The sequence below is a fragment of the Streptococcus moroccensis genome, from assembly GCF_030812835.1.
Lineage (GTDB): Bacteria > Bacillota > Bacilli > Lactobacillales > Streptococcaceae > Streptococcus > Streptococcus moroccensis.
In genome coordinates, this window is record NZ_JAUSTM010000014.1 from 25,811 (window position 1) to 51,831 (window position 26,021).

24 protein-coding genes are annotated in these 26,021 nt (G+C 43.9%); 18 read left to right on the plus strand and 6 right to left on the minus strand.

What is annotated here, in order from left to right:
• Nucleotides 1-170: 170 nt before the first annotated feature.
• The 10 genes from hisC (at nt 171) to hisE (ending at nt 7,553) form a co-directional block, all read left to right on the plus strand.
• On the plus strand, nt 171-1,229 hold the full coding sequence (gene hisC / locus J2S23_RS07550) for a histidinol-phosphate transaminase (protein ID WP_307122125.1): 1,059 nt from the start codon (nt 171-173) through the stop codon (nt 1,227-1,229).
• Nucleotides 1,222-2,199: an ATP phosphoribosyltransferase regulatory subunit gene (locus J2S23_RS07555; RefSeq protein WP_307122126.1), complete on the plus strand. Its 978-nt coding sequence runs from the start codon at nt 1,222-1,224 to the stop codon at nt 2,197-2,199. Before hisC ends, J2S23_RS07555 begins: the two co-directional genes overlap by 8 nt.
• Nucleotides 2,199-2,846, plus strand: coding sequence for an ATP phosphoribosyltransferase (hisG, locus tag J2S23_RS07560; RefSeq protein ID WP_307122127.1), 648 nt, complete (start codon nt 2,199-2,201; stop codon nt 2,844-2,846). The genes J2S23_RS07555 and hisG overlap by 1 nt, the downstream gene beginning before the upstream one ends.
• A complete protein-coding gene (hisD, locus tag J2S23_RS07565; RefSeq protein ID WP_307122128.1) occupies nt 2,843-4,120 on the plus strand; it encodes a histidinol dehydrogenase in 1,278 nt (425 codons plus the stop codon). The genes hisG and hisD overlap by 4 nt, the downstream gene beginning before the upstream one ends.
• A 3-nt stretch (nt 4,121-4,123) precedes the next feature.
• Complete coding sequence (gene hisB, locus J2S23_RS07570) at nt 4,124-4,708, plus strand: imidazoleglycerol-phosphate dehydratase HisB (protein ID WP_307122129.1); 585 nt, start codon at nt 4,124-4,126, stop codon at nt 4,706-4,708.
• Nucleotides 4,705-5,310 carry an imidazole glycerol phosphate synthase subunit HisH gene (gene hisH, locus J2S23_RS07575; RefSeq protein WP_307122130.1) on the plus strand — a complete coding sequence of 202 codons (606 nt, stop codon included), beginning with the start codon at nt 4,705-4,707 and terminating at the stop codon, nt 5,308-5,310. The genes hisB and hisH overlap by 4 nt, the downstream gene beginning before the upstream one ends.
• 108 nt (nt 5,311-5,418) lie before the next feature.
• Nucleotides 5,419-6,138, plus strand: coding sequence for a 1-(5-phosphoribosyl)-5-[(5-phosphoribosylamino)methylideneamino]imidazole-4-carboxamide isomerase (gene hisA / locus J2S23_RS07580; RefSeq protein WP_307122131.1), 720 nt, complete (start codon nt 5,419-5,421; stop codon nt 6,136-6,138).
• A 1-nt stretch (nt 6,139) separates the two neighbouring features.
• Nucleotides 6,140-6,901 carry an imidazole glycerol phosphate synthase subunit HisF gene (gene hisF, locus J2S23_RS07585; protein ID WP_307122132.1) on the plus strand — a complete coding sequence of 254 codons (762 nt, stop codon included), beginning with the start codon at nt 6,140-6,142 and terminating at the stop codon, nt 6,899-6,901.
• Nucleotides 6,898-7,236, plus strand: a complete 339-nt coding sequence (hisI, locus tag J2S23_RS07590; RefSeq protein WP_307122133.1) for a phosphoribosyl-AMP cyclohydrolase — start codon at nt 6,898-6,900, stop codon at nt 7,234-7,236. The genes hisF and hisI overlap by 4 nt, the downstream gene beginning before the upstream one ends.
• A gap of 2 nt (nt 7,237-7,238) precedes the next feature.
• Complete coding sequence (gene hisE, locus J2S23_RS07595) at nt 7,239-7,553, plus strand: phosphoribosyl-ATP diphosphatase (RefSeq protein WP_307122154.1); 315 nt, start codon at nt 7,239-7,241, stop codon at nt 7,551-7,553.
• A gap of 375 nt (nt 7,554-7,928) precedes the next feature.
• Here hisE and J2S23_RS07600 read toward each other — a convergent pair whose 3' ends face one another.
• Nucleotides 7,929-8,855: a polysaccharide deacetylase family protein gene (locus J2S23_RS07600; RefSeq protein WP_307122134.1), complete on the minus strand. Its 927-nt coding sequence runs from the start codon at nt 8,853-8,855 to the stop codon at nt 7,929-7,931.
• Nucleotides 8,856-8,948: 93 nt separating this feature from the next.
• A complete protein-coding gene (locus J2S23_RS07605; RefSeq protein ID WP_307122135.1) occupies nt 8,949-11,246 on the minus strand; it encodes a Xaa-Pro dipeptidyl-peptidase in 2,298 nt (765 codons plus the stop codon).
• Between the two features lie 358 nt (nt 11,247-11,604).
• Between J2S23_RS07605 and J2S23_RS07610 the strand changes: the two genes are divergently transcribed.
• Together J2S23_RS07610 and J2S23_RS07615 are read left to right on the plus strand one after the other, a co-directional pair.
• Nucleotides 11,605-12,333 (plus strand): CppA N-terminal domain-containing protein, encoded by a 729-nt coding sequence (locus J2S23_RS07610; protein ID WP_307122136.1) that lies wholly within the window; start codon nt 11,605-11,607, stop codon nt 12,331-12,333.
• Nucleotides 12,330-13,268 carry a serine hydrolase domain-containing protein gene (locus J2S23_RS07615; protein ID WP_307122137.1) on the plus strand — a complete coding sequence of 313 codons (939 nt, stop codon included), beginning with the start codon at nt 12,330-12,332 and terminating at the stop codon, nt 13,266-13,268. The genes J2S23_RS07610 and J2S23_RS07615 overlap by 4 nt, the downstream gene beginning before the upstream one ends.
• 71 nt (nt 13,269-13,339) lie before the next feature.
• Here J2S23_RS07615 and pflB read toward each other — a convergent pair whose 3' ends face one another.
• Nucleotides 13,340-15,682, minus strand: coding sequence for a formate C-acetyltransferase (gene pflB / locus J2S23_RS07620; protein ID WP_307122138.1), 2,343 nt, complete (start codon nt 15,680-15,682; stop codon nt 13,340-13,342).
• A gap of 276 nt (nt 15,683-15,958) precedes the next feature.
• On the opposite strand from pflB, the gene dinB reads away from it, so the two are divergent.
• Nucleotides 15,959-17,029 carry a DNA polymerase IV gene (gene dinB, locus J2S23_RS07625; protein ID WP_307122139.1) on the plus strand — a complete coding sequence of 357 codons (1,071 nt, stop codon included), beginning with the start codon at nt 15,959-15,961 and terminating at the stop codon, nt 17,027-17,029.
• A 72-nt stretch (nt 17,030-17,101) separates the two neighbouring features.
• A complete protein-coding gene (locus J2S23_RS07630; protein ID WP_307122140.1) occupies nt 17,102-17,863 on the plus strand; it encodes a glucose 1-dehydrogenase in 762 nt (253 codons plus the stop codon).
• A 103-nt stretch (nt 17,864-17,966) separates the two neighbouring features.
• Here J2S23_RS07630 and recD2 read toward each other — a convergent pair whose 3' ends face one another.
• The 3 genes from recD2 to rnhC are packed head-to-tail and all read right to left on the minus strand — an operon-like array spanning nt 17,967 to nt 22,046.
• Nucleotides 17,967-20,447, minus strand: a complete 2,481-nt coding sequence (gene recD2 / locus J2S23_RS07635) for an SF1B family DNA helicase RecD2 (RefSeq protein ID WP_307122141.1) — start codon at nt 20,445-20,447, stop codon at nt 17,967-17,969.
• A 52-nt stretch (nt 20,448-20,499) separates the two neighbouring features.
• On the minus strand, nt 20,500-21,123 hold the full coding sequence (gene lepB / locus J2S23_RS07640; RefSeq protein ID WP_307122142.1) for a signal peptidase I: 624 nt from the start codon (nt 21,121-21,123) through the stop codon (nt 20,500-20,502).
• A gap of 2 nt (nt 21,124-21,125) precedes the next feature.
• Nucleotides 21,126-22,046 (minus strand): ribonuclease HIII, encoded by a 921-nt coding sequence (gene rnhC / locus J2S23_RS07645; protein ID WP_307122143.1) that lies wholly within the window; start codon nt 22,044-22,046, stop codon nt 21,126-21,128.
• A gap of 89 nt (nt 22,047-22,135) precedes the next feature.
• Between rnhC and J2S23_RS07650 the strand changes: the two genes are divergently transcribed.
• From J2S23_RS07650 to trxA, 4 genes are all read left to right on the plus strand, one after another.
• A complete protein-coding gene (locus J2S23_RS07650) occupies nt 22,136-22,444 on the plus strand; it encodes a hypothetical protein (protein ID WP_307122144.1) in 309 nt (102 codons plus the stop codon).
• The gene (locus J2S23_RS07655) at nt 22,441-22,986 is read left to right on the plus strand and encodes a CvpA family protein (RefSeq protein WP_307122145.1); all 546 of its coding nucleotides are present in this window, start codon (nt 22,441-22,443) and stop codon (nt 22,984-22,986) included. The genes J2S23_RS07650 and J2S23_RS07655 overlap by 4 nt, the downstream gene beginning before the upstream one ends.
• A gap of 168 nt (nt 22,987-23,154) precedes the next feature.
• Nucleotides 23,155-25,485, plus strand: coding sequence for an endonuclease MutS2 (locus J2S23_RS07660; RefSeq protein ID WP_307122146.1), 2,331 nt, complete (start codon nt 23,155-23,157; stop codon nt 25,483-25,485).
• A 196-nt stretch (nt 25,486-25,681) separates the two neighbouring features.
• A complete protein-coding gene (gene trxA, locus J2S23_RS07665) occupies nt 25,682-25,996 on the plus strand; it encodes a thioredoxin (RefSeq protein ID WP_307122147.1) in 315 nt (104 codons plus the stop codon).
• Nucleotides 25,997-26,021: the final 25 nt, after the last annotated feature.

Consider the following 26,021-nt stretch of genomic DNA (forward strand, 5'->3'; position numbering starts at 1 on the left):
AGGTGGTACCACGTAGTAATACGTCCTTTTAACAGTATTAGCTGTTAAAAGGTTTTTTTATACCGTTTAAGAGGTTTTAAAAACTGCAAAGGAAGTTTAAGGTTACGGAAAAAGTCAGTAATAGCCTAACCCGATGGAAGGAAGCTGACGATAAAGAGGAGGAGACAGAGATGGCGCTTAAAGGATTACGACAAATGGAGCCATATATTCCAGGGGCACAGCCAAAGGATGCGGATATGATTAAATTAAATACCAATGAAAATGCTTATCCACCGAGTCCTGCTGTGGCTAGAGCCTTGGAAGAGTTTGCTGTTTCGGGACTGGCGCGATATTCTAGCTTGGATCAATCCCCCTTAAAGGAAGCTCTTGCCCACCAACTAGGGGTTTCCAAAGAGCAATTGATTATCGGTAATGGAAGTGATGACATCCTTTCACTGGCTTTTTTAGCCTTCTTTAATTCGGAGGATCCGGTTCTCTTTCCTGATTTGACGTATGGCTTTTATAAGGTTTGGGCAGACCTTTACCAGGTTCCTTTTAAGGAAATTCCTCTGGCAGATGATTTCTCGATTGATTTTGAGGACTACAATCAAGTCAATGGAGGCATTATCATTGCCAATCCCAATGCGCCAACAGGATTTGGGAAATCCTTGGACGCTTTGGAAGAGTTCTTAAACGCCCATGAAGACGTCGTGGTGATAGTCGATGAAGCCTATGTTAACTTTGGTGGCCAGACGGCTATTCCTTTATTAAAATCCTACCCTAATCTTTTTATCACACGGACTTTTTCTAAAGATGCAAGTCTGGCTGGTCTGAGGGTTGGGTATGGCATTGGGCACCCCGATTTGATTCAAGTGATGCAGGCGGTCAAGGACTCTGTCAATCCTTATTCTGTCGATAGCTTGGCAGAGAGCTTAGCGACTGCCGCAGTCAAGGACTGGGAATATTACCGTGACACTTGTATGCGGACGATGGCGACAAGAGATGCCTTCTCAAAGGGATTAGAGGCTTTAGGCTTTACGGTCTTAGACAGTCAGACCAATTTTGTCTTAGCCAAACCCAACCACTGTTCTGCTAAAGCTCTGTTTGACCATTTGGAATCTCGGCATATCTATGTTCGTTATTTTCCTAAGAGCGAACGCATCAAGGAGTATTTACGGATTTCCATAGGGACTGATCAGGAAATGGCGACTGTCCTAGAAGCGATGAAGGAGACCTTGACAGATGACTAAAACTCAATTACCCATAGGGATGCGCGATAAGCTCTTTAAACGTGCCAATTCTATGTACAAATTGGAGCACGATATTTCAGACTTATTGATGGATAAAGGCTACCACCGCATTGAAACACCGACTCTGGAACACTCGGACGTCTTTTCCAATACCATTAACACGAATTACTACAACCTTTTTGATAAAAAGGGCGCCCTCTTAACTCTACGACCAGATATTACCAGTCAGATCGGCCGTGTCATGGCTTCGACTCGCGTTCAAGCTCCTATTCGCTTTTCCTATTCAGGCAAGGTCTTTTATTACAATGAAGAATTGAGGGGCTTGGTCAATGAGCGCACGCAAGCGGGTATTGAATTGATCGGCTATCCGGTCCAATCTGCCCTTCAAGAAGCTGTTTTAACAGCTAGTGAGGCCTTGCAAAAAGCTGGTTTAACCCAATACCATTTTGAATTTTCGCATGCCCGTATCCTGCAAATTGTGTTTGAATCTTTGGCCTTAGATGAGGAAAATCAGGCCAAGCTAGAAACACTGATCAGAGATAAAAACATTACAGGTCTTCATGCATTCACAAATATTTATCCAAGTGAGTTTTCCGATTTGTTGAAGGCATTACCCTATCTCTTTGGAGATAGCCAGTTGGTTTTGAAAAAGGCAAGGCAACTGGTCAAAGATGAAGCTATTTTAGAAGCATTGGATAATCTAGAAACCCTGATTCAAAGTCTATCACCTGATTTAGCAGGAACAACCATTGATTTAGCACAGCTTTCGACTCAGGATTACTACACAGGTATTCTGTTTAAGGTCTTTAATCCGAAAGTGCCCAATGCCTTCATGTCAGGCGGCCGCTATGATAAGCTTTTCAAGCGTTTTGGTGGCGAAGACTTGACGGCGGTTGGATGGGCCATTGACATTGATGCGATTTATGATGCCCTAAAGGATTCACTCTTATATGAAGGAGGTGAGCGGTGATGACAAGACCAATTACGATAGCCCTAACCAAGGGGCGCATCGAAAGCGACACCGTCAAGCTCCTGACACGCGCAGGGTTTGATCTTTCTTTCATGGAAGATAAGGGCAGGCATTTAATCTTTGAAGATCAGGCGCAACAACTGCGCTTTCTACTGGTCAAGGCACCAGATGTGACCACTTATGTCCGGCATGGCGTGGCTGACATAGGCATTGTCGGTAAGGACGTTCTCATGGAGCATCCGACCGGTTACCTAGAAATGCTAGATCTCAATTTTGGACTTTGTAAATTCTCGGTGGCTTCTACCAAAGATTACCAGCCGAATGACCACAAACGGAAAGTCATTGCGACTAAATACCCAACGGTAGCGACGGATTTCTTTAATCAAAAAGGGGAAGATGTGGAAATTATTTCCATTCAAGGGAGTGTTGAAATCGCTCCGATCATTGGCCTAGCGGATGCTATCGTCGATATTGTGGAAACAGGCTCTACCCTTGTGGCTAATGGGCTCGAAGTTTACGAAGATATTTGTCGTATTTCAGCGCGTTTAATTGTTAACAAAGCAGCGCTTAAAAACAACCCATCTGTCTTAAATTTTATTAAGAAAATTGAAAAGATGGTTGGAACAGAGGAGGTACCTTTCACATGAAACGTTTAAAAGGAACAAATGAGGAAATCGCCCGCATTCTGGCTGAGGAACAGGTGGCTTTAACCCAACAAAATATAACCGTTGAGGCGACTGTTCGAGAAATCATCCAAGACGTTAGCCAAAGAGGCGATGAGGCGCTTAGAGAATACACAAAAGCTTTTGATGGTATAGAAATCACGGATTTTAGGTTGTCTGAGACAGCCATCCAATCAGCCTATAACACCATTGAGCCAGACGTTCTAGCGGCGCTTAAACATGCGGCCGCTAATATTGAATCCTACCATAAACAACAAATGGAAACAGGCTTTGAAGATCAGCCTGTAGACGGGGTTATCCGAGGCCAGTTGGTTCGGCCCATCGAACGTGTCGGCGTCTATGTGCCAGGTGGAACAGCTGCCTATCCGTCTTCTGTCCTGATGAATGTTATTCCTGCTAAAATTGCAGGAGTCAAAGAAATCATCATGATTACACCACCTCAGCAAACCTTTAATCCAGCAATCTTAGTTGCGGCTGACTTAGCAGGTGTTGATCAGATTTTCCAAGTTGGAGGTGCTCAAGGAGTCGCGGCCTTGGCTTATGGGACGCAGACAATTCCTAAAGTGGACAAAATCACAGGACCAGGAAATATCTATGTTGCGACAGCTAAGAAAGAAGTGTTTGGTCAAGTCGGCATCGATATGATTGCAGGGCCCTCTGAAATTGGAGTTATTGCAGATGAGACAGCCAATCCGGCCTATGTAGTTGCTGACTTATTGTCCCAAGCTGAGCATGATGTGTTAGCCCGTGCGATTCTAGTGACTAACTCAGAAAAGTTGGCAGATGCGGTTGAGATTGAACTTGAAAAGCAATTAAAGCAACTGCCACGAGAAAACATAGCGCGCCCATCGGTGGAAAACAATGGACGCATCATTATTGCTAAAGACAAGGGCAGCATGTTTGCTCTGATGAACTTAGTAGCACCAGAACATTTGGAAATCGCTATGGAAAATGCCTATGACTATCTGGATCAGGTTGAAAACGCCGGCTCCATCTTTTTGGGTCATTACACGAGTGAGCCAATTGGAGATTATTACGCTGGAACCAACCATGTCTTGCCGACAACGGCAACCAGTCGGTTCTCATCAGCCCTTGGTGTTTATGACTTTATCAAGCGCATCCAGTACACACAGTATTCTAAGGCAGCCATTCATGAAGCTGAGAAGGATATCACGACCTTAGCCTATTCTGAAGGCTTACAGGCTCATGCAAAAGCTATTGAAATCAGAAAGGATTAACCGATGAGAACAGCAGCCATTGAACGCAACACTTTTGAAACAAAAATAAAACTAGAACTCAACCTCGATGCTCAGGAACCGGTAGACATCGATACAGGAGTTGGCTTTTTTGATCACATGCTCACCCTGTTTGCTAGACATAGTCGGATTTCCCTTATCGTCAAAGCTGATGGAGACCTTCATGTGGATAGTCACCATACCGTAGAAGATGTGGGAATTGTTCTTGGTCAAGCTATTAAAGAAGCGCTGGGAGACAAGGCCGGGATTAACCGTTATGGGACGAGCTTTGTTCCCATGGATGAAACCTTGGGCTTGTCAAGTCTAGATTTATCTGGGCGCTCCTATTTGGTTTTTGATTGTCAATTTGACAATCCTAAACTTGGTGCCTTTGACACGGAGTTGGTCGAGGAATTTTTCCAGGCCCTTGCCTTTAATGTTCAGATGACGCTCCACCTTAAAATTATGCATGGAAAAAACAGCCATCACAAGGCAGAAAGCCTCTTTAAGGCCACAGGTCGAGCTTTGCGGGAAGCTATTACCATTAATCCAGAGATTCATGGGGTAAATTCAACGAAGGGGTTGTTATGATTGTTGTCATTGATTATGATGCTGGTAATACAGCCAATGTCCTAAGAGCCCTCAAAAAATTGGGAGTTCAGGCCCTATTATCTGCTGACCCGGATCATATTTTCTCTGCTAAGGGCTTGATATTACCGGGAGTAGGAGCTTTCCCTGCTGCCATGGCAGAACTGGAAAGGCGTGGGCTCGTTGAGGTGATTAAGCAAGCAGTTGCTGAGGGAACTCCTCTTTTAGGCATCTGTTTGGGCATGCAGTTATTAACAGAAACGGGTTTAGAACATCAAGAGACCCAGGGGTTCGGCTTTATTCCAGGCGTCTGTCGCCAAATTCCTCATCAGGTAGGGTATCCTGTCCCTCATATGGGTTGGAACGCTTTAGAAGTCGAACAGGAAACAGCTTTGACACCAGGTCTTGAGGACCAGTCCGTTTATTTTGTGCATAGCTATTACACAGATGTCCCAAAAGCATACATCGATGTCACGGCTCAATACAGTTTGACAGTGCCTGCCATGATTCATAAAGACCATGTTTATGGGGCCCAATTTCACCCTGAGAAATCCGGTGATGTTGGCCTAGGAATTCTATCGAAATTTGTTGCCCTCTGCCAGTAGCAGAGCAAGGCTTCAAGAATAGGATAGAGCGACTGCTTTCATCTGTACAGCGAAAATCGATCATCGGATTTCGCTTGACGATCAAATGGCTGAAATAAGGAGAAACGAATGCAAATTTTACCTGCAATTGATATCAAGGATGGCCAAGCTGTCCGTCTCTTTAAGGGAGATTTTAAGCAACAGACGGTTGTTAATCCGGATGTTTTAGGGCAAGCCCGGCTATTTGCCGATGCTGGGATTGCCTTTATTCATGTGGTGGATTTAGATGGGGCCATAGATGGCCAAGCGACCAACCGAGACCTCATTGCGAGCATCAAAAAAGAGACTGGGCTTGGTGTTGAAGTTGGTGGTGGCATCCGGACAATGGCCCAAATTCAGGATTACCTCGATGTCGGTATTGACCGTGTGATTATCGGGTCAATGGCCGTCAAGAATCCTAGTTTCGTTCAAGAAGCCATTGAAACCTTTGGCGCGGATAAAATTGTGGTCGGCATCGATGCTAAAGCGGGGATGGTGGCCACAGAAGGCTGGCTAGAAACCTCGGATGTTCACTTTTTAGACCTAGCCAAAGCCATGGAACAAAGGGGAGTCCAACTTTTTGTTTATACGGATGTGGACCGAGATGGGACATTAACAGGCCCTAACTTTGAACATTATGAAGAGTTAGTTGCCCAATTAACCACTGCTAAGGTCATAGCCTCTGGAGGTATTGCAGAATTAAATGATTTGATCCAGCTACAAGAAATCGGCGTAGCTGGGACTATCGTTGGGAAGGCTTACTATAATGGCAATATTAGCCTAGAGGAATTAAAAAAGGTGGAGAACTAAAATGCTAGCAAAACGAATTATTCCCTGCCTGGATGTGAAGGATGGCCGTGTGGTCAAAGGGGTCAATTTTGTCAATTTGACGGATGTTGGAGACCCAGTTGATTCAGCGCGTGCCTACTATGAAGCGGGCTGTGATGAACTGGTATTTCTAGACATTACAGCAACCCATGAAGAACGGGAAACAACGGTTGAGATGGTACGCCGCGTTGCGGAGCAGGTCTTTATTCCCTTTACCGTCGGTGGTGGCATTCGTTCAGTAGAAGACATGAACAAGATGCTCAAGGCGGGTGCAGATAAGGTAGCTGTCAATTCCTCAGCCATGGCTAACCCGCAACTGATCAAAGATTGTGCTCAGAAATTTGGGAATCAGTGTGTAGTTGTTGCCATTGATGCTCGCAAGGAAGACGATGGTAGCTGGCATGTCTATGTGGCTGGGGGACGTAAGGACACAGGTAAGGACCTAATCGCCTGGGCCCAAGAAGTGGTCGCCCTAGGAGCGGGTGAGATTTTGCTGACCTCAATGGATAAGGATGGAACCAAGTCTGGCTTTGATCTAGACATGCTCAATCGCGTGGCAGAAGTGGTCGATGTGCCTATCATTGCATCAGGTGGTGCGGGCCATCAGGAGCATATCTTAGAAGTCTTTGAAAAGACCCCCGCCACTGGGGCACTCGCGGCTTCTATTTTTCACTACGGCGAAGTCAGTATTAAGGAAGTCAAGAAAGCCATGAAAGCTCATGGAATTGAGGTGCGACAAGCATGACAACTGTAAGGATTGATTTTGAAAAGCAAGGGGGTCTGGTCCCTGTCATTGTGACCGATTATCAGACCAATGAGGTGCTCATGTTGGCCTACATGAACCAAGAAAGCTATGACTTGACCCTAAAAACCCAGCAAATGCACTACTGGAGTCGGTCTCGCAAGGAACTCTGGCATAAAGGAGCGACCTCCGGGCATTATCAGCATGTCAAGTCGATTCGAACCGATTGCGACCAAGATACTTTGCTGATCCAAGTAGAGCAAGAGGGCGCGGCTTGTCATACCGGGGCCTATTCCTGCTTTTACCAGCAACTATGGGCCCAAGAAGGAGAAGAATGATGATGTTAGAAGAATTGTATCAAAGTGCTCAAAGTCGCAAGGAACAACCCAAAGAAGGTTCCTACACCAATTACCTCTTTGAAAAGGGGATCGATAAGATTCTCAAAAAAGTCGGAGAAGAAGCGACTGAGGTGGTGATCGCAGCCAAAAATGCCGACAAGGTAGAAATGGCTAACGAAGTGGCGGATCTTCTCTACCATCTAGCCGTTATGCTGGTTGAAACTAATGTGACTACAGAAGATGTTCAAGCAGTGTTAAAAGAGCGTCACGGTAAAAAGAGCCGTATTCAGGACCGCAAAGAGGTGACAGATTATTAAGCCATGCGCTCTAAAAATCAAACAGAAACGGTGTTGCCTTGATGGAATGACTCCCAAAGATAACCTGTGTCGCCTCGACTCATTTTGATTTAAAGGCTTATCCAGACAAATGAAACCTCTCCCAAAATCTGCCTTATCAAGGCGATTTTTTGGGAGAGGTTTTTGAGGACTACTGCGGATGAAATAAGGAATCAGCAGGTAAACTCTTGGAGTGAAACAGGCTCTTTTAAATTCAATAGAGTTGTTTTACAGGTCACGAGCTACATTGAGGCAATCGATGACAGCTTTTATTGGACTATTTGATTCATTCCGAATATCGGGATTAATATAGGTTGAGTTGGTTAAATTACCTCAAGTTCCAATAGGAATAATTCATTAATCAATATATAATTCGTGAAGTAAGCTCTCTGCTGTTGTTGTCGGCATGATTCGGACACGGTTAAGTGTTAACATGCCATTATCCAAACTGGCTAGACCGGGATTGGTAGTAGTGGCCATTTTGTAACCAGCAGCCTCAGCAATGGCTAAGGTGTCTGGTGAATATTTCCCAGCTGGATAAGCCAGGCTAATGGTGTCTTGCTCCAGAAAACTGTCTAAATAGGCTTTGCTCTCAACCAATTCGTGTTGCTGCCTTTCGATGGTGCTAATGGCAAGGTCAGGATGGTTGACAGTATGTGCCTGAAAGGACATGCCGTTGCCTTTCATCTCCAAGAGCTGTTCGATAGAGAGGTGTCCGTGATGGCCTAGGGTTCCGATGATGACATTATTAGTCGCCTTGATTTGGTATTTTTTTAGGATAGGGTAAGCAATCTCATAAAAATCCCACAAGCTATCATCGAAGGTTAGCCAGACGACTTTTTTGCCCTTGGGAAGGACATTCTCAGTAAGCACCTTGTAGGCTTCTTCTGGAGTTAGGCTATAGTAACCAGCCTCTGTTAAGGCTTTTAAGTGACTTTCAAAGACATCTGGCGCAACGATTAAATTCGCATTAGGAGCTTCGGCAGGATCCATGATGTGGATAGCATGGTACATCAAAATCGGCACTTGAACAGGCTGGTCTTGCTTTTCCCAATCTAGCTCATCATCTGCTGATACTGGTATGTCTTGAAGAGAATCTGAGGAATTGAGTGTAGTCTTAGTTTGATTTTGCTGTAGGTGCTTTATCGACTTTTCTTGAGGCCTTGACCAAAAATAAAGCGTTAAAAGACTTCCAAAAGCCATTAAAAGAATGAGGCTCATAAGGAGAGACAGTTGGCGGTTGGCTCGCTCTCGACGCTTTTTGATTAGAGTTTTCCTATTCATAAATCTATTATAGCAAAAACAAAGAGATAACTATAGTTACAGTTTACTATCATAAAAATTTTACCTACTTAAGGATATCCTCAATACTGTTCGTTAGCCATTCGTTTGCGAATTAACATTCACTGGTAAATGAATCTGAGATTTAGCTAAATCAACAGTGATTTGCCAGCTATGATTATCCCTCACGGTGTGCTCAAAGTCGGTTGTGTAGAGCACGATGCGAATGGTATCGCCTTTTTTGAATTTGTAGACGGTCGGCTGGAGCGCAAAGTTGACGGTCATCCAGGTATCAGGTGTGACAGGCTCCACCGTCATAAGGTCGGTACGGTTTTGCAGATTGAGGTGGCCCTTGGTAACGACACGATAAGGTGTCTCTGGCATGGCTAATTCTCTCAGGTCTTCTTGGGCAAAGTTGCGCCCATTGTCTACAGAGCGAGGAGCGATAGGCATAGGGATAGAGGTAATCCGTTTGGCTGGGCCAAAATCCAACACTTGAGCAGAGACGAAGCCTTTGGAGGTGCTTGATTTCACTCGTAATTCCAGGTCAATCGGACCGTTCAAGAAGAGATCTTCCTCTAGAGTCAGGTCAACAGTCACCTGGTTAGCCTTGTCCATGAAGAGGTCTTGTTTAAAGGCATTGAAGTCCTTGTCATAGCGGGCAAAGGTTTCTTCAGCATACTGGTTTTCAATGTCGGCTTTCTTATCTCCAAGGCTGAGAGTGACTTGTTTCTCACTGCCAAAAGCATCTAATGTTTGCCAGCTCTGAAGGGCAGTATTGTCCTGCCAGATGACTTCTGGTAAGCTATAGGCGCTATCGTGCCCTAGGAGACGTTGGCTCAGGAGAGCGTTCATGCTTTCCCTGTAGTCAATCGATTGCCAGTTGTTCATGTAGACATGTTCTCCTAGGTGGAGAAAGAGGTGTTTCTTAGTTTCAGGCAGGAGGCGCTTGAAGACATTGTAGACATGAACTGGTTTTACATTCCAGTCTTGGAGGCCATGGGTGTAGACGACTTCAGCCTTAATCTTATCGATATGAGGTAGGTAGTTACGATCTTGCCAGAATTGGTTGAAGTCTCCGGTATCCCGGTTTAAGTCCCTGGCCATCTGGGCGATGAAGGCTTTGTGGGCATCCTTGGTTTTGAGGAAATCACCAGCTTGGAGGGACTTGGAGTAGGTCAATTCTGCCAAGCTATCAAGGTCCTCTCCTGGATAGCCGCCTGGGCTGACTACAAGGCCGTTTTCCCGGTAATAATCGTACCAAGAAGCAATGCCGGCTTCTGCCATAATGACTTCGAGGCCGTCAACACCTGTGGTGGCGAGCCCTGTTGAAAGGGTTCCTAGATAAGATATCCCAGAGGTGGCTACCTTACCGTTAGACCAAGTCGCTAGGACCTGCTTGTCTCTTTTATGGCTGGTAAAGGCCACGGCTCTACCATTAAGCCAGTCAATCACAGCCTTGAAGGACTGGATTTGGCGGTAATCACCGCTGGTCATCATCCCTTGAGAACCGAGAGTGCCGATTCCTGATACGTAAATATTGGCCATACCCCGGGAGAGGAAATAGTCATTAATAGTAGTAAAACGTCCTTGATAGGTAAAGGTCTCTTCCGCTTCATAGGTTTCAGCGGCTGGTGCTGTACCTGCAAGGAGTTCAGGTTGCCTTGGATCCCTAACCGTGATTTGACGGCTCTCTTTGTCCAAAAGATCACCAGCCATCTTATAGAGGGCCTTATCACTGGCAACGTCATTAATCCCCTGCTGATAAGGGCTGTTAGTGATAATGGCTGGCACCTTTCCATCATAGCGTGGACGAACGATATTCACCTTGACCAAATCAATCTCACCGTCGTCATCCGTGTCAAGTCTCGTTTCCACATAGACCACTTCACGGATGAGATTATGGGTGGTAAAGGAGGAAAGCACCTTACCGTTGAAGAAATGGTAGCTATTATCCTGAGGGATCAAGTCCTGTGCCACCAAATGGTCTATCAGGGTATTGCCAGACTTCTTACGGGTATTGAGCAGCTGGTAGATATTGGTAATTACATCTCCGTATGTAATTGGAAAAGCCAGTTTCTCCAGGAATTCTGACAGATTGTCATAATCCACTCCTGGCACAAAACCGAGCAGTTGCAGGGCAACCTGATAAAAAATGTCATCGGTCAAGGGGCGGTCTGACTGGAAAAAGTCTAGAAGATCGGTATTTTCATCGGCAAGCAGTGTGGATAGAGGATAGTCCGTGTCTGTATAATTAAAAAAAGTCTTACGAACAAAGGTCTCAAGGTTAGCCTTATCAGACTGATCAGCCGACAGGGCAAATCCGAGTCCTTGGAGCTCTTTAAGCATCTGCTCTTTGGAGACAGGGGTGTAGGAAAATTGATTGTAGCGCATGGTAATCCTTTCTGCTAACGGGGAGAATGGTGTTTATTGGCACCTAGCTTTTCCAAAAATCGTCCTATTAGGGCAGGGATTTGAAACAGCTACTTTTCGGACGATTGAGGTTTTCATATGATTCGATTGATTATTGAAACCATAATCTAATAGGACATCACTAGTTCTATTATACTGAATACAAGAGGGATTGTCTAAAATTTATTATGAAGGGGATTTGAACTAATGTGAGAATATATTTGGGAACAGGAAGATAAATGAACGCTCGTTTGAAAGCCTTTTAGGCGAAACCGTTAAATAGTTGTCAAAAATGGTAATTTCCATTACAATATATGGTATGGAAAAAGATATGAAATGTATGGAAATCATACCCGTATTAAAAGTAAACAACCGCTTTTTGAACGTTGATTTTTACACAAATCAGTTAGGCCTTAAGGTACTCCATGAGGAGAATGCCTTTGCGGATTTAGGAAGTCATGGCGAGAAAAGAACCCAGTTGATTCTTGAAGAATCTCCTTCAATGCGCACACGAAAGGTTAAAGGCCTTAAAAAACTATCTCAAATTGTGATAAAAGCTCTTGTCCCTGAAGAAATTGAGCTCTTGCTCGGTTTAGGTGTGCCTTATCGGGAGCTTTACCAAGGGCCAAGGGGCTGGGCTTTTACCACCATCTCACCAGAAGGGGATGCTTTTTTGCTACATGCGGAAGAAAAGTGTTCAGATCTCATACCTTTTGAGGGCCAACCAGTCTTTAAGAAAGTTGTTACAGAGTTTGCTGGTTTGAGTCGGTTTGAAGTAGAGTCAATCAGTATTCGCAGTCAACACGCTCAGGCAAGTATGTCCCTCTGGGAAACATTGTTAGAAAATCCTCCTGTCCAATTTGTTCAAGAATTAGGACCTGATTTAAAGGTAGCTAACTCGGAAACTTGGGACCTGACAGGTGTTGAAGCGACGGTTTCTTCTGAACAGTCACTAGTGGCCTTAGCTGAATTGGCACGTGCGCAACATTTACCGGTATTTTTAGATAAAAAAGACCGCTTTTTAACTGTTACCGATCAAAATGGACTGGATATTACCCTACGAAAATGACAACAATTCAAGATAAAATTCAAAGCCAGATAGACCAAGGACTTTACCCTGGAGCTAGTCTGGCTCTTTATGACCATGGAAAATGGCAGAACGACTATTTTGGCACCATAGATGGACATCAACCCACCGAATCAAACTTAGTCTATGACTTAGCCAGTGTGTCAAAAGTCGTGGGTGTTTCAACAGTCATGATTAAGCTTCTCAAAACGGGTCATCTCGCATTAGATACACCTTTAAAAGTCTATTATCCAGCGGTTACAAATCCAAATGTCACCATCCGAGAACTCTTGACGCACACCTCTGGGATTGATCCCTTCATTCCCAATCGTGATAACTTGGGTGCCAACGATTTAAAAACTGCAATCGACCAGATCAAGGTGAGCGATCAAAAAATGTTTCACTATACGGATATTAATTTTATCCTGCTTGGTTTTCTCTTAGAAGAAGTCTTTGAGAAAGACTTGGCCAGTATTTTTGCGGAACAGGTCTTTAACCCCTGGCAGATGTCAGAGACAGGATTTGGTCCTGTTTTAGGAGCTGTGCCGACCATATCGGGAATTTTAGATGGTCAGGTACATGATCCCAAAGCCAAGGTACTGGGACATCATTGTGGGTCTGCAGGCCTCTTTTCCACCCTTTCAGATTTACAGCTCTTTTGCCAGCATTATTTAGAGGATGAGTTTGCAGAGAATCTTTGGAAAAATTACACTAATGGAGAGAAAACGCGGTCTTTGGGTTGGAATTTAGATGGTGACTGGATTGACCATACGGGCTATACAGGACCTTTTGTCATGATCAATCGTAAAGACCAGCAAGCTACTATCTTCTTGACCAATAGAACCTTTGCCTATGATGACCGTCCTCAATGGATCACTAAACGCAGAGAATTAAGAGATATCATTGAGCAAACTATGCAAAAAAAGATTAACTCATGATGCCACGTCACCGATATTGCTATAACCAGAAAAGCCCTGATCAACTGATCAGGGCTTTAGATTATGATCTATTAGTTGTTAACCAACTCATCTACAGAATCATCAAGTGAGAGCACTTCATGGAAGACACGTTGTGTCAACTCAGTTTTTTGTTCTTTAGTGAGGTACTTAGTGTTAACACAGTAACCTGAGATACGAACGATAACATCCTCGCCATCCATAATTTTCTTATAGACATCGTTAAGGTCCATAACGTTCAAGTTAACGTGTTGGCCACCACCTTCAAAGTAACCATCAAGAATGGTAACAAGGTTCTTCACTTGCTCCTCAAATGTCTTACCAAGTGCTTTTGGTGATACTTGAGTGGTGAGGGAGATACCATCGTTAGCGTGGTTGAAGTTTAATTTTGAAAGTGAGTTTAAGTTTTGCAACCAACCACCACGAGCTTTAGACGTTGGGTTAGCACCTGGTGGGAAGAATTCTACTTTAGAAGTGTTAACAGAGCCATCTTCGTTAAGGAATACACCACGGTGAACTGGAGAGTTACCAGTTTGTTTAGAGTAAGCAACGTTTGAAGTGATGGTTAAGATTGATACAGCTGCTTCAGCATTCTTGTAAAGTGGCTTGCTAGCAAGACGCGTATAGAAGGCTTCCATCAACCATTTCGCAATGTCATCTACACGGTCGTCATCTTCACCGTAACGAGGGAAGTCACCAGTTACTTCATAGTCGTAGATGAAGCCATCTTCGTCACGGATTGGTTTAACTTGAGCGTATTTAATCGCTGAAAGTGAGTCAACTGTGTTTGCGAATCCACAGATACCGAATCCCATGTTAGCACGAAGGTGAGTTGGCAAGAAGGCCATTTGTACTGCTTCGTAGTTGTACTTATCTGTCATGTAGTGGATGATGTTCATCGCATCTACATAAGTGTCAGTCAACCAATCAAGGGCGATTTCAAAGTTCTTGATAACTTTATCGTAGTCGAAGACGTCTTCATTGAATTCTTCAACACCATCAAAGACTTTGTAATCTTTGTGAACATCGTCATAACCATTGTTCCATGATGACAAGAGACCTTTAAGAACGTTAACACGAGCACCGAAGTATTGAATGTTATGACGTTTGTCTTCGTTTTCTGGGTCAAGTGGAGATACACAACATGAGATACATGACATTTCTCCATAACCGTCTTTGGCCATTGTTGACACACCTTCGTATTGGATAGATGAGTGCTTGTGGCTCATTGCCATACAGTAGCGACGGAAAGCATATGGTAATTGGTCAGACCAAAGCACTGTCAAGTTTGGCTCTGGTGAGTTACCGATGTTATCAAGGGTGTTGAGGAAACGGTAGTCCATTTTTGTCACGCGGTGACGGCCATCGTTACCCATACCAGCCATAGATGTTGTCAAGAAGGTTGGGTCACCTGAGTAGATTTCGTCGAATGATTTCGTACGTGCAAATTTAACCGTACGAAGTTTCAAGACGAAGTCGTCTACAAATTCTTGGATTTCAGACTCTGTGAAAGTACCGCGAGCCAAGTCACGTTCTGCATAGATATCAAGAACGATAGGCACACGTCCAAGAGAAGTAGCAGCACCATTGATGACACGGCAGACTGCCATGAAAGCGATGTTGACCCATTGGATAGCTTCTTTAGTGTTCATCGCAGGTTTGCGAACATCGACACCATAGTGGTCACCGAGTTTTGCAACTTGTTGCAATGCTTGATACTGAAGGTTGATTTCTTCACGAAGACGGATAGATTCTTCATCAATTTCAGTGATCGCATTCCAGTCAGCAACTTTTTCTTGCATCAAGTAATCTGCACCATAAAGGGCCAGACGAGCGTACATACCGATGATACGACCACGTGAGTAGGCATCAGGAAGACCTGAAACGTGGTGAGAGTGGCGAGCACGACGAATATTTGACGTGTAAGCACGGAAAATACCGTCGTTTACAGTTGTCGCATGTTTTGTGTAGATTTCATGAAGGACTGGATCTGGCTCATAACCGTTCTCAATCAAAGTGGTTTCAGCCATACGGATACCACCTTTTGGCATGAAGTTCAACTTGAAGAGTTCATCGTTTTGGATACCAAAGATCACTTCATTGTCTTTGTCGATGAAACCAGGACCGATATCAGCGATAGAAGTCGCACGGTCGATATCCATAGGGAAACGTGTGTCTTCGTAATGTGCTTTAGTGTCTTCGATGATTTTCTTAATTTTTAGTGAGCGCTCAGTTGGGCCTGCTAAGAAGCTTTCATCACCATCGTACGGTGCGTAGTTTGCTTGTACGAAACGCGTTACACTGGCTTTATCTTGCCAGTCATCACCTTTGAAGCCTTCCCAGGCTTGAGCGAAAACATCTTCTGTCACGTTAGCTGTTTTAACTGTTGTTGACATTTGAGTTCCTTCTTTCTTTTTATAGCTTTTACAACTACAATTATAACATTTGGAAATCGTTTACACAAGGGAAGGGGTTGGTGTAAACGTTTTCTTGTGTTATTTATTTTACACTGATTAATTAGGTTAAATCCTAAATTAAGAATGTTAAGTGAATCACATTACAATTTTTTGACAATTTAATAAAGAGATGTCGTTTTCATATTAATTTCAAAAATAAGCTATAATATAAGCTATAAGAATAGAAGAAAACTGAGTTAGAATGGAGGTGCCATCATGTTGATTTTTCCCTTAATCAATGATACGAGTCGAAAGATTATTCACATTGATATGGACGCTTTTTTTGCGGCTATCGAACAAAGAGACAATCCTAAACTCAGGGGCAAGCCTGTTATTATTGCGCGTGATCCAAGATTTTCAGGAGGTCGGGGCGTGGTCTCAACAGCTAGTTACGAGGCCAGAGAATTCGGAATTCATTCGGCTATGTCGGCAAAGGAAGCCTATGAGAGGTGTCCTCAGGGAATTTTTGTCTCAGGAAATCATGAGAAGTACAGCCAGGTAGGGCAGCAAGTCAGGCAAATTTTCTATCGCTATACAGATCTTGTTGAGCCGGTCTCGATAGATGAAGCCTATTTAGATGTTACAGTGAATAAAATAGGAAGCCAATCGGCGATTAAAATTGCCAAACTTATCCAGAGAGACATCTGGGAAGAACTTCATTTGACAGCTTCAGCAGGGGTTTCTTACAATAAATTTTTAGCTAAAATTGCATCAGATATGGAAAAACCTCACGGATTAACCGTTATTAAACCTGATGAAGCTCTTTCAGTCCTCTCTCAACTACCCGTTGAGAAATTTCATGGTGTAGGGCGAAAAACCGTTGAGCGGCTACATGCTATGGGGGTATATACAGGAGCTGACCTGCAAAGTGTCCCAGAGATGACCTTGATTGATCGTTTTGGTCGTTTTGGATATGACCTCTATCGAAAGGCACGAGGGATTTCCAATGCTCCCGTCAAGGTTGAGAGAACTCGAAAATCGATTGGCAAAGAGCGGACCTACAGCAAGTTTTTACGTACAGAAGAAGACGTCAAAAAAGAACTAACAAATCTTAGTTTACGATTAGAACAAAGCTTAGAGAAACATCAGTTAGCTGGACAAACAATCGTTTTAAAAGTTCGTTATGAAGATTTTGAAACCTTGACGAAGCGTCAAACATTACCCACTGCTATAGCAACAGCAAGTGAGATTGACCAAGTAGCACAAAGTATTTATGACCAGTTGTCTCAAAATTCCTTAGGCATTCGCTTGCTAGGCATCACTGTTACAAAATTGTCCACCAAATAGCATATTTTGAATGCGCTTTCACAAATATATGTTATAATAATATAGAATAAAATTATTTTTGGAGGATATCCTATGCGTTTATCTGGAAAAGTTGCTATTGTGACAGGTGCTGGATCGGGAATGGGTTTAGAAACGGCTAAGCTGTTTGCTCAAGAAGGTGCCAAGCTTGTTTTGTCTGATATCAATCAAGACCGTATTGATGCCTTGGTTGATGACCTCTCATCTCAAGGTTTCACAGTTGAGGGCGTTCTGTGTGATGTTTCTGACCGTTCATCAGTAGAAGGCTTATTAGCAAAAGCAATCGAAAGTTACGGCCATTATGATATTCTGGTTAATAATGCTGGAATCATGGATGGTATGGAAGGAATTGAGTCGGTTACAGAAGAGAAGTGGGACAAGATTTTTGCTGTTAATACCAAATCCTTACTCTATGCGATTCAACCAGCAGTTCGCTATTTTAAGGAAAATGGTATTAAAGGAAGTATCGTCAACAATCTTTCTTTAGGTGCTCTTTATGGTGCTAGGGCAGGTGTGGCTTATACAGCATCTAAACATGCTGCTGCAGGAATCACTAAGAACACGGCCTTTATTTATGGGCCTGATGGCATACGTTGTAATGCTATAGCTCCAGGGGCAGTTGCAACGAATATCAGCGAAACGATGACAGATGTGGATATGGATAGCGCTCAGCGGATAGGTCTTGGTCGAGCGACTATGCCTCATCCAGGGTCTCCTCTGGAAGCAGCACAGGCTATTCTCTTCTTAGCATCCGATGAAGCAAGCTATATCAACGGTGCTATTCTGACAGTCGATGGAGGCTGGGCATCCATCTAATCGTTTGAGAGACCAGCAATTGACCTAATACTAAAAAACGAATGGGTTTCCTTCTAAGTAAGAAGGAAACCCATTCGTTTTGGGTAATTGGTAAGACAAGTCTTCAAAGGAGTGCATTTGTCTGGAAAAAGTGCTGGATATCCTCATCGCTGATACCAATCATAGGGTCAATGCTGAGGTAGTTATCAGCTGTTAATCGATAGGATTGGCTCTTGGAGGAATCGTTTTGTCTGATCATAGAGGCATAAGCGAGAGTTGCAGTGGAGTTAGGTTGACTGTCAATTGCCTGATTGGACGTTTTTTGGCTATCGTGTTCAAGAGAGGGTTGGTCACTGGATGCTGATAAGGAAGGACTCGACTGTTCCTGGCCAAACTGTTGAACCAAATAGGTTTTACGTGCGGTTCCTGTATGGGCGCAAGCATAATCAAAGGCTGAGAGATTCCCAAGCAAAATAAGTTTACTTTTACTTCTCGTGATAGCAGTATAAAGAAGGTTTCGCTGAAGCATTCGTTTGCTACTGTTGGTCAAGGGAAGGATAACCACGGGAAACTCACTGCCTTGTGACTTATGGATCGACATGGCATAAGCAAGGGTGATTTTATACCACTCATTGCGAGAGTAGATAACTTCACCGCCATCAAAGCTAATGGTCAGTTCGTCCTGTTTGCTGTCAGTGTATTTGGCGGGTAAGAGGTCTGTGATATAGCCTAAGTCTCCGTTAAAGACATTACTTTCCGCATCGTTGACCAGGTGAATGACCTTATCTCTATTGCGAAAGACAATATCGTTAAAGGCAAACTCGATTTGTCCATCAGATAGGGGATTAAGCTGGGCTTGCATGAGTTGATTGAGTTGGTCAATACCAGCTGTCCCTCGGTACATAGGGGCTAGAATCTGGATGTCTCGCGCTGCAATGCCACTAGACATGGCAGCAGAGACAATTCTGCCAACCATCTGTGGGATATGGTCAGGTTGAGCTTCAAAGTAAGAACGGTCTGCTTTTTTTTGAGTGAAGTCAGCAGGCAATTGGCCTTGGCGAATCTGGCTGGCCAAGGTCACGATGGTGGAATCCTCAGACTGGCGGTAAATTTTTTCCAGTTTGATGCTAGGGATGCTGTCGACTGTTAAAAGGTCGGCCAACACCTGGCCTGGATTGACCGAAGGAAGCTGGTCGCTATCCCCTACAATGAGGAGTTGGGTATTGCCTGAAATATTAGATAAAAGTTGGTAAGCCAACCAAGTATCCACCATGGAAAACTCATCGACAATGATAAACTCGGCATCGAGATAATCATTGAGATAGCTGACTTCGTCATTCGATTCTCCCGTTAAGCCTAAATGACGGTGAATCGTCGCAGATGGTAAACCGGTGAGCTCATTCATTCGTCTGGCTGCACGACCTGTCGGAGCTGCCAGCATAATCGGACAATCACCTGTCACCTTGGTCAAATCGATCTTGTGAAGACGAGCATAAACGGCAATTAGGCCATTGATAATTGTTGTCTTCCCAGTCCCAGGTCCACCTGTTAGGATGAAGACGGATTGGTTGATGGCCTTGACGATAGCTTCTTTTTGCAGGCTGTCGTAGGTAATTCCTTGCTCGTTTTCTAGTTTAGCAATTTCTTCTAAAATAACTGATTCTTGAAAGATTCGCTCAGGACCATGCTTCATGAGACGTTTTAGCTGGGCTTCAATGCCTTGTTCAGCAAAGTAGAGGCTGTTATCGAAAATTTTAGTATCGATTTGTTGGACCTTATCAGTAGCAATGAGATTGCCAAGTTCCGAAGCAACTGCTTCTGGCGAGACCTCGATTTGTCTCGCGTCTTCTAGCAGATAAATGGTTGTTTCTAAGAGGTCTCTAGCTTCCACATAAGTGTCGCCTGTCTCCATGGAACGGCTCAAGAGGCTGTGAATGAGTCCTGCTCGAAAGCGCTCTGGGGCATCGCTTTCGATATCAAGAGCCTCTGCAATCCGATCGGCCAGTTTAAACCCAATGCCTTGGATGTCTTCGACCAATTGATAGGGATTGTCTTCGATGACTTGCAAGGTCGTTTCCTTATAGGTATCTTGAATCTGAAAAGCTAATTTATTAGGGATACCATAGGTGGCTAGCTTTGCCAAAATCATCTCTGTCCCATAATTGGCTCGCAATTTTTCTAAGAAATTGTCACGGGCATTTTTAGACAGACCTTGAATCTCAGTCAATTGCTCAGGTTCAGCTAAGATCCGGTCGATGGTCTCTTCCTCGCCATAGGCTGTTACAATGCGCTCAGCTGTTTTTTGACCAATTCCTTTGAAATGATCGCTCGAAAAGTATTTAACCAAGCCCTTAGCACTAGGCTTACTACGCTCATAGCGGGTAATCTTAAGCTGTTGACCATATCTAGGATGTTGGACAATCTCCCCATAGAAACGGTAGTCTTCCCCTTCAATAACATCAGCAACTGTACCTGTAACGATAATTTCTAAGTCATCGTAGTCATCGTAGTCTGTCTCATCAATAGTGAGGACTATAATTTTGTAGAAATTACTTGGGTTTTCAAAAATAACCCGTTCAATCGTTCCAGAAAAAAAATATTCCATGGTATCCTTTCCTATATGAGAAAACCCAGCTCTTAAGCTGGAGCCGGGTTTTTTAAAACAAATCCATATTGGTAATCGGCCAATAACGAACCTTGACCTCGCCGACGAGGCTTTCTTCTGAATAGGTACCGACATGACGGCTGTCTTTAGAGACAATGCGGTCATCTCCAACAAGGAAATATTGCCCTTCAGGAACGGTAACCGTAAAGTTGCTATTGTAATTGGCATCTGTTGTAAAGGTCTGGGATTTTAAAGCGAGCTCTTGAAAGTAACTATTGTAACTGTAGGTTTCTTGGAGTTTATCCTTTTTAAAGGCTGCAAGGTACTCTGCAAGGTAAGGTTCGTCTACAACTTCACCATTGATGGTGAGGACATCATTGTTAAAATTAACCACATCGCCAGGCATTCCGATGACCCTTTTCACAATTTTTTTGGTTTCTCCATTATCATCAACAGAATTGGCAACGACGACATCAAAACGCTCAATATCAGTATGCAGCATAACAATAAGCATTTCACGATCCTTCAAAGTTGGATCCATGGAGTGGCCTTCGACAGTAACGGGATTCCAAATAGTATAGCGTGAGATGAGAAAGAGTCCCATGATTAAGATAAATCCGCCCCATTCTCTGAGGAACTTTCCAAAATTAAATTGATTTTTTTGTCTTCTAGACATGGTTAAGATCTCCTAACTAATTTCTCTGCTTTTTCGGTGTTTTTAAAATGAAGTTTAGCGGTTTGATGAAGCGAGGATCGGCCGTAGGCTTGTAAGAGTTGGGCAGCAACTTTATCAGAAGCTGGACCAGCTCCGCTAGGAAGCTTGTAGCCGACCTGCTCTCCCAAATCGTTTAGTTGGTCTAAAAACATCGCTCGGGCAATGATTGATGAAACTGCAACAGCTAAACATTGGCTCTCAGCCTTTTCAATCAGCTGAACAGGTATGAGCAATTGATTTGGCTCATTGGCCACATACTTTTTGTAATTTTGTGAGCTGGTAAAGGCGTCAATAATGATCTGCTCGGGTGTTTCGATCTTTTGAAGAAGCAAGTAAAGAGCCTGGTTATGAAGAGCGACCTTGACTGAAACCGCATTGTGGCGACTGGGGACAACTTCGTTGTACTTGGAAGGTGACAATAACAAGGCCTGATGAGCGATTTCTTTTTCCAAAATAGGAGCAATCTGTAGAATTTTAATATCTGTCAGGCTTTTTGAATCATCAACACCTAGGGCCTTGAGCCGAGAATGTTGGTCGGGGCGCACATAACTGGCAACAACCGCAATACCTCCAAAGTAGGAGCCGTTCCCAACCTCATCAGAACCAACCGTCGATAGAGCTTGATTCACTCGAGAAGGTGTGAATGAAAGCCTGTCACTGGTTTTTTTATGATTATCAGTTGTGGTCTGCCACTGACTGGCTAAAGCTCGGGCCTCTAGTCCCTGAAACATGACCTTGCCGGAAGCATAGACACTAATGGCTGTCCCATTGACTTTAAAAAAGTGCTTTTTATAGGGGTCATTGTTGGGGCTACTGTAGCTAGCATAATGAGCAGTCAGTCGACTGATCTCATCATCAGTCAAAAGCAAAACGATTGGATTCATAGGTTTTATTTTACCATAAAATTAGGAAAATGACCGTGTCAAATGGTCAAATGCCTAAAAATAAGGTATAATGAAGGTTGAGGTAATTTATGGCAAACTTAAATCGATATAAATTTACATTTTCAGACAAACAACTAACCCTAACTACAGAGCACGACAACCTATTTATGGAAGAAATCGAACGGGTCGCTAAAGAAAAATACCAGGCTTTACAGGAGGAAATGCCAACTGCAGATTCTGAGACTTTGGCGATTTTACTAGCCATTAATACCCTGTCTGTTCAGTTAGCTCGTGAAATCGAGTTCGAAAAGCAAGAGGAGGAATTAAATCGCCTCCGCAAAAAATTGTTGGAGCATATTCAAACATTAGAAACCTCAGCTGAGGAGGCTCTATCATGATTTCTTTAGGGATTCTACTTATCTTAGCATGGCAATTTTACATTGGTTACCGTAGGGGACTCGGTCTTCAAGGTACCTATTTCCTAGGGAGTCTAATTTCTCTTTTTGTGGCTAGCTTATACTACCGTCCTTTGGGGCAATGGCTCTACCTATGGGTACCTTATGCCAGTGCTGCTGAAGGTGCCTCTACCTATTTTTTTGACCAAAGTCAACTCTTTGAGTTAGATCAGGTCTTCTATGCAGGATTGGCTTTTTTTACCATCTATTTATTAGTGTATGCAGTCATCCGTTTCTTGGGGCTTTTTCTACATATTTTTGATCTTGAAAGTTTAGATGTGCCTCATACCAGAATTGTTGCTGGCATTATGTCTGTATTTGTTTCTTGGCTTGGCATTGAAATGGTGTTAACAATTTTGGCAACGGTGCCGATAGGATTAGTTCAAGACAAACTCCATGAAAGTTTAATGGTTCGTATCATGGTTGATACACCTTTGGTGTCTCATTTTTTGAAGAACCTATGGGTCACAAAAATATTGGGGTAGGGCTTGCCCTCCCCTTTTTAATAACCTTAAAAACAGCTATTACATAATCATATGGTCAATGGATAACCATGAGATATTTGCCATACACATTTAATGAGTTATCTTTTCTGACTCAAGAACTAAGTTGACCAGCTGTGATAAGCATGACGAATAATTGAAAGAACAAGAATGAACAATAAGATATTAGAAACATTAGAATTTGAAAAGGTCAAGGCCCTGTTTGAGCCTTTTTTAGTCACTGCCCAAGGACGTTCTGAACTGCAGGTAATAGGGCCGTTAGCAGATATGAAGCGGGTCCAAGGCCAGTTTGAGGAGCTCGCCGAAATGGCTGATATCTTTGTGGAATCGCCTCACTTTGCCCTAGGGGAAACAAAAGACATCAGTGGTTTAGTGGCTCGTCTAGCTCTAGAAGGTCAACTGAATATAGAGGAATTTTTGGCCCTCAAGCGCCTCTTAGAAGTCACCAAGCACCTCAAGGACTTTTACGAGGACTTGGAAAATGTTCAGCTGACGCAGTTATCGCGCCTTTTTGAAAATTTAGAAGTCTTTCCACACCTCCAAGGTAGCCTCCAGTCGATCAATGATGCAGGTTTTGTGGAATCTTTTGCCAGTCCAGCATTAGCCAAAATCAGACGGACCATCCAAGAAAGCGAAGACCAATCGCGTCAGGTCATGCAGGACATCCTTAAAAAGCAGGGGGAAATGCTGGTCGAAGGGATTATTGTTAACCGAAACGGTCGCAATGTCTTACCCGTCAAAAACACCTACCGCAACCGGGTGCCAGGAATTGTCCATGATATTTCGGCTTCAGGTTCGACAGTCTACATTGAGCCTCGAGCTGTGGTGACCCTGAACGAAGCCATTACCAATGCCAGAGCAGATGAACGCCATGAGATTAACCGCATCTTGACTGAGTTGTCTCAGATGGTTCAGCCCCATCACGCTGCTTTTAAAAACAATGCTTGGCTGATTGGGCATATTGACTTGGTGCGCGCCAAACACCTCTTTGCTAGGAAGTACCAGGCAGTCGTACCAGAAGTATCCGCAGATCATAGTATTCAACTCTTAAATGTGCGGCATCCTCTCTTGGAAAAGCCAGTACCGAATGACCTTTACTTTGGAAAAGAGTTAACGGCCTTGGTCATCACAGGTCCCAACACTGGTGGTAAGACCATTATGCTAAAAACGCTGGGACTGACCCAAATCATGGCCCAGTCAGGTCTTCCCATTCTGGCTGACCGAGGGAGTCTTGTGGGGCTCTTCCACCAAGTCTTTGCGGATATCGGTGATGAGCAGTCAATTGAGCAGAGCTTATCGACCTTCTCAAGCCACATGACCAATATCGTTCGCATCTTAGAAGACGTTGACCAAGACAGTCTGGTCCTCTTTGACGAGTTAGGGGCAGGGACTGATCCCCAGGAAGGGGCAGCTCTGGCCATGGCGATTTTAGACGACTTGCGTCTCCGCGGGATTAAGACCATGGCAACGACCCATTACCCGGAGCTCAAGGCTTATGGGATTAACACGCCTCATGTCGAAAATGCCAGCATGGAGTTTGACACGACGACGCTCAGCCCGACCTACCGCTTCATGCAAGGGGTTCCTGGACGGTCCAATGCTTTTGAAATCGCACGACGTCTGGGCCTATCGAGCATTATCATCACGGAGGCCCAATCCCAAACCCTGGGCAATACCGATGTCAATCAGATTATCGAAAAATTGGAGCAGCAAACCACCGAAAGTCGTAGAAGACTGGATAAGATTAAGGAAGTTGAGCAGGAAAACCTTAAATTTAACCGTGTGCTCAAAAAGCTCTACAATGAATTTAGCCGAGAAAAAGAAAATGAGCTGGACAAGGCAAGGGGGGAAGCTCAGGAAATCGTAGATTTAGCCTTGGCTGAAAGCGAGCAAATCCTCAAAAACCTTCACGACCAAGCCCAACTCAAACCCCATCAAATCATCGAAGCCAAGACCCAACTCAAACAGTTGGTCCCTGAAGAGACCAAGTTAGCTAAGAACAAGGTGCTTAAAAAGGCCAAGAGTCAAAAAGCGGCTAAGGTAGGCGATGACATCATAGTCCTAGCTTACGGGCAACGCGGAACCTTGGTTAACCAGCTCAAGGACGGTCGCTGGGAAGCCCAGGTCGGCTTGATTAAGATGACGTTGGCTAAGGATGAGTTTGACCTTGTTAAAAAGGAAGAACCACAAGTCAAGGCTAAGCCCGTCAATGTGGTCAAACGTGCTAACACCAAGGGGCCTTCAGCCAGACTTGACCTGCGTGGCAAACGCTACGAAGAAGCTATGCAGGAACTGGATGAATTTATCGACCAAGCCCTCTTGAATAACATGGCGCAGGTCGATATTATCCATGGGATTGGGACAGGGGTCATCCGCGAAGGAGTAACCAAGTACCTAAGACGCAACAAAAACGTCAAATCATTTGGCTACGCCCCGCAAAATGCTGGCGGCTCTGGCTGTACCATCGCTATTTTTAAATAAACAAAAATCCCAAGTTCAGAGAGAGCTTGGAATTTGACCGCCTGTCTGAACAAAGAGCATGGCTTAAACTTGCTTAAGCAGTTTAACATAAGCCTTCTTTGACAACAGGGAAATACTAACTCCGTAGCAGATTTGAGACAAAATGGTTCTTTTGGAGTACAATGACAGTAGATAAAGTTTTAAAAGGAGACACATTATGACTCAAGCCGTAACAGATGCAACATTTGCGCAAGATACCGCTGAAGGCGTTGTTTTGATTGACTTTTGGGCAACTTGGTGTGGTCCATGTCGCATGCAAGCGCCAATTTTGGAACAATTGTCCCAAGAAATCGATGAATCAGACCTCAAAATCGTCAAGATGGATGTGGATGAAAACCCATCAACAGCGCGTGAATTTGGTATTATGAGCATCCCAACCTTAATGTTCAAAAAAGATGGCCAAGTGGTTAAACAAGTGGCCGGTGTTCACACCAAAGATCAAATCAAGGCAATTTTAGCTGAGATTGGATAACCAAAAAAGCCTAGAAACAGTTTGT

What these genes read in the sequence shown, in the direction of transcription:
- hisF (WP_307122132.1), top strand. Translation starts at nt 6,140, where the DNA reads ATGCTAGCAAAACGAATTATTCCCTGCCTGGATGTGAAGGATGGCCGT.
- trxA (WP_307122147.1), top strand. Translation starts at nt 25,682, where the DNA reads ATGACTCAAGCCGTAACAGATGCAACATTTGCGCAAGATACCGCTGAA.
- J2S23_RS07615 (WP_307122137.1), top strand. Translation starts at nt 12,330, where the DNA reads ATGACAACAATTCAAGATAAAATTCAAAGCCAGATAGACCAAGGACTT.
- hisC (WP_307122125.1), top strand. Translation starts at nt 171, where the DNA reads ATGGCGCTTAAAGGATTACGACAAATGGAGCCATATATTCCAGGGGCA.
- J2S23_RS07610 (WP_307122136.1), top strand. Translation starts at nt 11,605, where the DNA reads ATGGAAATCATACCCGTATTAAAAGTAAACAACCGCTTTTTGAACGTT.
- lepB (WP_307122142.1), bottom strand. Translation starts at nt 21,123, where the DNA reads ATGTCTAGAAGACAAAAAAATCAATTTAATTTTGGAAAGTTCCTCAGA.
- J2S23_RS07555 (WP_307122126.1), top strand. Translation starts at nt 1,222, where the DNA reads ATGACTAAAACTCAATTACCCATAGGGATGCGCGATAAGCTCTTTAAA.
- hisG (WP_307122127.1), top strand. Translation starts at nt 2,199, where the DNA reads ATGACAAGACCAATTACGATAGCCCTAACCAAGGGGCGCATCGAAAGC.
- J2S23_RS07655 (WP_307122145.1), top strand. Translation starts at nt 22,441, where the DNA reads ATGATTTCTTTAGGGATTCTACTTATCTTAGCATGGCAATTTTACATT.
- J2S23_RS07650 (WP_307122144.1), top strand. Translation starts at nt 22,136, where the DNA reads ATGGCAAACTTAAATCGATATAAATTTACATTTTCAGACAAACAACTA.
- recD2 (WP_307122141.1), bottom strand. Translation starts at nt 20,447, where the DNA reads ATGGAATATTTTTTTTCTGGAACGATTGAACGGGTTATTTTTGAAAAC.
- hisA (WP_307122131.1), top strand. Translation starts at nt 5,419, where the DNA reads ATGCAAATTTTACCTGCAATTGATATCAAGGATGGCCAAGCTGTCCGT.
- J2S23_RS07600 (WP_307122134.1), bottom strand. Translation starts at nt 8,855, where the DNA reads ATGAATAGGAAAACTCTAATCAAAAAGCGTCGAGAGCGAGCCAACCGC.
- hisH (WP_307122130.1), top strand. Translation starts at nt 4,705, where the DNA reads ATGATTGTTGTCATTGATTATGATGCTGGTAATACAGCCAATGTCCTA.
- hisI (WP_307122133.1), top strand. Translation starts at nt 6,898, where the DNA reads ATGACAACTGTAAGGATTGATTTTGAAAAGCAAGGGGGTCTGGTCCCT.
- J2S23_RS07605 (WP_307122135.1), bottom strand. Translation starts at nt 11,246, where the DNA reads ATGCGCTACAATCAATTTTCCTACACCCCTGTCTCCAAAGAGCAGATG.
- J2S23_RS07630 (WP_307122140.1), top strand. Translation starts at nt 17,102, where the DNA reads ATGCGTTTATCTGGAAAAGTTGCTATTGTGACAGGTGCTGGATCGGGA.
- hisB (WP_307122129.1), top strand. Translation starts at nt 4,124, where the DNA reads ATGAGAACAGCAGCCATTGAACGCAACACTTTTGAAACAAAAATAAAA.
- rnhC (WP_307122143.1), bottom strand. Translation starts at nt 22,046, where the DNA reads ATGAATCCAATCGTTTTGCTTTTGACTGATGATGAGATCAGTCGACTG.
- hisE (WP_307122154.1), top strand. Translation starts at nt 7,239, where the DNA reads ATGTTAGAAGAATTGTATCAAAGTGCTCAAAGTCGCAAGGAACAACCC.
- hisD (WP_307122128.1), top strand. Translation starts at nt 2,843, where the DNA reads ATGAAACGTTTAAAAGGAACAAATGAGGAAATCGCCCGCATTCTGGCT.
- pflB (WP_307122138.1), bottom strand. Translation starts at nt 15,682, where the DNA reads ATGTCAACAACAGTTAAAACAGCTAACGTGACAGAAGATGTTTTCGCT.
- dinB (WP_307122139.1), top strand. Translation starts at nt 15,959, where the DNA reads ATGTTGATTTTTCCCTTAATCAATGATACGAGTCGAAAGATTATTCAC.
- J2S23_RS07660 (WP_307122146.1), top strand. Translation starts at nt 23,155, where the DNA reads ATGAACAATAAGATATTAGAAACATTAGAATTTGAAAAGGTCAAGGCC.